The sequence below is a fragment of the Candidatus Cyanaurora vandensis genome (genome assembly GCF_013285555.1).
Lineage (GTDB): Bacteria > Cyanobacteriota > Cyanobacteriia > Gloeobacterales > Anthocerotibacteraceae > Cyanaurora > Cyanaurora vandensis.
The window spans coordinates 1-5383 of the sequence record NZ_JAAXLT010000234.1; the positions used below are offsets into that span (position 1 = coordinate 1).

General features: G+C 57.7%; 5 protein-coding genes. 2 read left to right on the forward strand and 3 right to left on the reverse strand.

The features are described from left to right. Positions 1-144 precede the first annotated feature (144 nt). The 3 genes from HFM78_RS15985 to HFM78_RS15995 all read right to left on the reverse strand — a co-directional run bounded on the left by HFM78_RS15985 (position 145) and on the right by HFM78_RS15995 (position 1892). Positions 145-1392, reverse strand: a complete 1248-nt coding sequence (locus tag HFM78_RS15985) for a type IV pilus twitching motility protein PilT (RefSeq protein WP_287130459.1) — start codon at positions 1390-1392, stop codon at positions 145-147. Between the two features lie 275 nt (positions 1393-1667). Beyond that, complete coding sequence (locus HFM78_RS15990) at positions 1668-1796, reverse strand: hypothetical protein (protein WP_287130460.1); 129 nt, start codon at positions 1794-1796, stop codon at positions 1668-1670. A 6-nt stretch (positions 1797-1802) separates the two neighbouring features. Continuing rightward, positions 1803-1892 (reverse strand): cytochrome b6-f complex subunit PetN, encoded by a 90-nt coding sequence (locus tag HFM78_RS15995; RefSeq protein ID WP_287130461.1) that lies wholly within the window; start codon positions 1890-1892, stop codon positions 1803-1805. 68 nt (positions 1893-1960) lie between these two features. Between HFM78_RS15995 and HFM78_RS16000 the strand changes: the two genes are divergently transcribed. Both HFM78_RS16000 and HFM78_RS16005 read left to right on the forward strand, forming a co-directional pair. Next, positions 1961-2998 (forward strand): NAD(P)/FAD-dependent oxidoreductase, encoded by a 1038-nt coding sequence (locus HFM78_RS16000; RefSeq protein ID WP_287130462.1) that lies wholly within the window; start codon positions 1961-1963, stop codon positions 2996-2998. 100 nt (positions 2999-3098) lie between these two features. Further along, on the forward strand, positions 3099-5383 hold a 2285-nt coding region (locus HFM78_RS16005; protein WP_287130463.1), incomplete at its 3' end, for a thiamine pyrophosphate-dependent enzyme.

Genomic DNA, 5383 nt, shown 5'->3' on the forward strand with positions numbered 1-5383 from the left:
CCCCCGGCCCTCACCCTCGCCACCAGCCCCCCGAAGCCTGTTCCACCGCCGGTCTCAGCAACAGAAGAAGATGAATCTCTGGACGTTCTCGAAGAGTTCCAAGCCCCACCGTCGCCCAATCCCGGTCAAGGCGATGACCGTTAGCTAGCGTTTAGGACGGCTGAAACTGGAATAGCCGCTATCACGTCCGCCGCGTCGGGACTCATCACGGGTGGCTTCCTCGGCGTTGCTGACTTTACCGCGCAGGAGTTGGGCCATCTCGTTAGGGACTGGGGAGTATTTTTCGGCAACCTCGGGGCTGACGGTTCCTTCTTTCACGAGATTGAAAAGAACTTGGTTCATCGTCTGCATTCCTTCGTACCCACAGTTGGGGATCAGTTGGGCCAACTCGTCGTAAATCCCCCGGTCAATATAATCGCGGGCAGTGACGGTATTGATGAAAACTTCTAGTACAGCGCGACGGCCCCCATCGTTGGAGGGGACGAGCATTTGAGAAACAATCGCCACTAAGGATTCCGCCATCTGGTGCCGCATCGGTTCCTGTTCGCTAGGGGTATAGATATTGAGCAGTCGGTCAATCGTTGCCACGGAACTGTTGGTGTGCAGGGTGCCAAAAACCAAGTGTCCGGTCTGAGCCGCTTTGAGGGCGATCTCCACCGTGAGGCGGTCCCGCATCTCACCAATCATGATAATGTCTGGGTCTTCACGGAGGACCGAGCGTAGGGCGCGTTCAAAACTGTGGGTATGGATGCCCACTTCCCGTTGTCGGATCGAACATTTCTGAGATTGGTGGACATACTCAATCGGGTCTTCGATGGAGATGATATTTTTTTTGTGGTTCTCGTTGAGATAGCGAATCATGGCCGCTAAGGTGGTGGATTTCCCAGAGCCTGTGGGTCCAGTGACGAGGATGAGGCCCTTGGGTTGTTCGGCAATGTCCTTGAGTTTGGCGGGTAGACCCAGTTCATCAATGCCCTTGGCGACGAGGGGAATCAAACGGACTACCATTGCCGGACCCATTAACGCCATAAAAATATTGATCCGGCAGCGCACTAAGTCGGGATAAAAAACCGCTGTGTCATATTCCTGTTCCTGCTCAAACCGCTGTCGTTGCTCGGGTCCCAAAATTTCACCCAGCCAGCGTTGGAACGTCTCTTCTGTCACCACTGGTAGATTAAAAAGCTCGATTTCTCCTCGGATGCGAAAGCGCGGCGGCTCACCCACGGCGAGGTGGATATCCGAGGCATTGAGTTGTAGTGCCCGCGCAGTCAAGTCCTTGAACCCCATGGTGTCGTAGGGGGTGCGTCCGTCCCCAGTGGGTTCGGGGCGGCCCGTGGGCTGGGTGCGGGGAGTGCGGGGACTGAGGGTACGGGTATCTAGGGGTTCTTGCATCGGGCCTCCTCACGGGGTTGACCTTAGGGTACCCGGTCGGGGGTACCCTGCCCTACTCAGGAGTTTGGGTGCAGCATTGAAACCCGCCCTCCGCTGCATCCCCAACAGCCTACGAGGACGGGAGGTCAACTTATCCGGTTTAACTGCTTGTTGAATAGCTGGACTACTTACTACATCCCGTCCTCTAAACGGCTCTTCGTATCTTCGCTCTTCTGTCTTTGTAGCCTTGGTCCCCCACCACGCCTATGCCCAGCAGAGTATGGGGCGGAGGGGCTTCACCGTCGTCGTTCCTGGTCCTTAGCCCGCTGACGGTCTCGCCAATCCGCCAAAGTCAAGTAAATCACCCCGCCCGTCACTAGAACGAGAAGGAGGACGACGGCCCAGAACAGGAAAATCTCCACCATGACGGTCTAGAACCCGCCACGTCCCCAGACCGTCAAGGCCAGGGAGGTCATGAAAGACAAAATTAGCGCGATCCAACCAATGGTGACGATATCCATGTGCTTCACTTCGCTTCATCCAACATCATACAGAGCATTGGGCCTAGCGGGATTGCCACGAGATTAGGATGGGGGGGAGCCTGGATAAATTTGTGGATGAAGTTTTGATTGTGGGCGCGGGGATCAGTGGACTGGCAGCAGCACGGCAGTTGCAGGACCAGGGACGGCAGGTGCGGGTCCTGGAGAAATCGCGGGGGGTGGGCGGACGGATGGCGACGCGGCGTGTTACTACCGCTCAGGGGGAAGTACGGGTGGACCACGGGGCACAGTATTTTACCAGCCGTACCCCAGAATTTCAGGCTTTATTGGCTCCAATGCTAAGGGCGGGGACGGTCATCTCCTGGCTAGAGAGCATACCTACCTTGACTTTGGGCAAAATTGAAGCGGCAAAAGCGGACTATTGTTATCCGCGCTACGCCTGTCCAGACGGGATGAATACGGTGGCTAAACACCTCGCCCAAGGGTTAACTATTCATTGTGAGACGAAAGTAACCGGGCTGAGTGTAGTAAAAGACCACTGGGAAGCTATCACTGAGGACGGACAAACTTTCACGGCCCAAACGCTACTGCTGACCCCGCCGCCCACCCAGAGTCTCGCTTTGTTGAGTTCGCAGTCCAAATTAGAACTAGCTCAAGTCCAAGCCCTGACCTTCGATCCTTGTCTTGCCGTGCTAGCGGGCTATGGGGCTGACCCAGGGGACCTGCCTTGGGGAATGCGTTGGGAGGACCCGGTGATTAGTTGGAGTGCGGTGGATTCCAGTAAACGCCCCGCGCCTGCGCCCGTGGTCTTGGTCTTCCATAGCACCGCCCAGTTCGCTGAAAAATATCTGAGCGAGGACCGCGACTGGATCATTGAACGGCTCCTCGCCCATGCCTACCAACGGCTCGCCCCCTACACCAAGCTAGACTTGACCCGCCCGTTGTGGTCCCAGGCCCATCTTTGGCGGTATGCCCAACCCCGCACCAGTCTCCCAGAACCTTACTTGGCCCTAGATGCACCACCCTTAGTTTTGACGGGTTGTTGGTGCGCGGGGGGCCGGGTTGAGGGAGCTTATACGGCTGGGGTCCAAGCCGCTCAACACCTGTTAGAGGTTAACGATTGGTAAAGCTGGGCCGGGGTCTTGGTGCAGTGGTGCCTGAATTCCAGTAAACTTTTACGATGGCTAAGCGGGGGTGAACAGTGGATAGGTACTCAGTGTGGTTGCTATGACCATGGACCCCGAACAAGCCCGCCGTTGGCTGTGGTGGATGGTGCAATCGCGTCTTGCTGACCAAGCCGAAGAGAGTCTGGTCCGTCAAGGTCGTGGACAGTCTTTTCAGATGTCGGCGGGGGGGCACGAGGCTCTGTGCGTCCTGCAAGATTGCCTCACGGCAGATGATTGGCTCTATCCCCACTACCGCGACCGTGCCCTACTCCTGGCCCGTGGGGTTACACAAAAGGAACTTTTTGCTACCTATTTTGCCAATGCTGACTCCAGTTCTGGGGGTAGGCAGATGACGGCCCACTTTAGTGCGTTGGCGCAACGGGTGGTCTCGCTCTCCAGTCCGGTTGGTTCCTCTGCCCTCCACGCCGTCGGAACTGCCGCTGTCCTCAAAAAAGCCGCCCAGGGTCAAGTGGTTTTGTGTCTGTTGGGCGATGCTACGACTCAGCAGGGCGAAGTCTATGAAGCAATTGCTCAGGCGGCTAATGAACAAGTGCCCTTAGTTTTTTGTATTGAGGACAACGGGTATGGGATCTCCACGAGCACCAAAGGAAAAACCTTCTGGAGCCGGGGGGAGAGTCAGGAGTTCATGGGGGTGCCGATTCATCGGGTCGATGCCCTCGACCCCGCCGGATTTTTCCGACAGGCCGAGCCGTGTATTGCCGCCGCCCGCCGGGGGGAGCCGCAAATCCTGATCTGTGCCTTGGAACGCCTCGCTAGTCACTCTAGTTCCGATGCCCAGAACGTCTACCGCCCCGCTCAGGAAATGCTGGACTTGAACCAGCGGGACCCCCTTTTGCGCTGGCAAGCCGTGGGTCTGGAGCGCGGATGGTGGACCCAGGCCGAAGTGACAACTATTTATGCCCAGGCTCAAGCCGAGATTGACCAAGCGATCCGCGCCACTGAACCGGGTCCCGCCCCGGTGGTGGGTGATGTCGAACCGTCTCTTTTTGCCCCTGCTCCCGCCGTCCCCGCCCACCTCAAAGCCCGACTCACCCAACGACTCCAACAGGCTGAGGAACTGACCCTCCGTCAAGTCCTCAACGAAACCCTCGGCTTACTCCTAGACCAGGAAGCGGGGACTTTCTTGTTTGGGCAGGATATTGAGGACCCGAAGGGGGATGTTTTTGGTTTGACCAGGGGCCTTTCCACCCGTTTTCCGGGGCGGGTTGCCAACTCCCCCTTAGCGGAGGCGACGATCCTCGGGACCTGTGTGGGACGGGCTATTGCTGGGGAACGACCGATTGCTTTTTTGCAGTTCATTGATTTTGTCGGGCCGGGACTCAACCAGATCTTCAGCGAAGTGGCGACAATGCACTGGCGTACCCAGGGCCAATGGCAATGTCCGATGATTATCATGGCTCCGTCGGGCGCGTATCGGGCCGGGTTGGGACCGTGGCATAGCCAGAGTAATGAGGCGATTTTTGCCCATATCCCTGGTCTTGATGTGGTGATGCCCAGCACGCCCTTGGAAGCGGGTTATCTGTTGTTACGGGCGTTTGTCTCCCGGCGGCCTACGCTGTACCTCTATCCCAAAGCTCTACTCAATCAACGGTTCCCGGTCCAACGGCTGACGGAGCGTGATTGGGACCAACCGGGGCGTATCGAGAGTCCAGGTCGGGAGATTACCCTAGTTGGTTGGGGAAATACGGTTGCCCTCTGTCAGTCCGCCGCCGCTGAACTGGGTGGACGGGCAGAGGTGGTCAGCCTCCAGCGTCTTAGCCCCCTGCCCATGGAACTTCTCCATACTTCTGTAGCCCGCACCCACCGGGTTGTGGTCGTCCATGAGGATAACCAGACCTGCGGACTCGGGGCCGAGATTTTGGTCCGGTTACAGGAATTGGGGTTGACCTTCCAGGGTTGCCGGGTAACGCGCCCAGATACCCACTTACCCTTCCATGCCGCCAGCCAGTTGCAACTATTGCCCTCTGTCGAAAAAATCCTCCAGGCTGTCCAACAGCTAGGAATTACCCTTCCTACGGCAGCGACAACCGCCCCCAGCCTACTTTCCGCTGCTGAAACTATTCCCATCACTGTGCCCAGGATTGCTCCGTCTGACGAAGCGGCGACCCTGATTGCGTGGCACGTCGAGGTCGGTGAAACCGTTATGGAAGGTCAAGTCCTCGCGGACCTGGAAGGGGACAAGGCCATCTTTGAGCTAGAGGCCCCCCAGAGCGGCATCATCGCCCAGTTGCTCTTCAAAGAAGGCGAAGCGGTGGCGGTGGAGACGATTGTGGCCTATCTCCAGGTGGACCAGGCCCCCCCGTCCTCTCATCCCCTCTCACCACC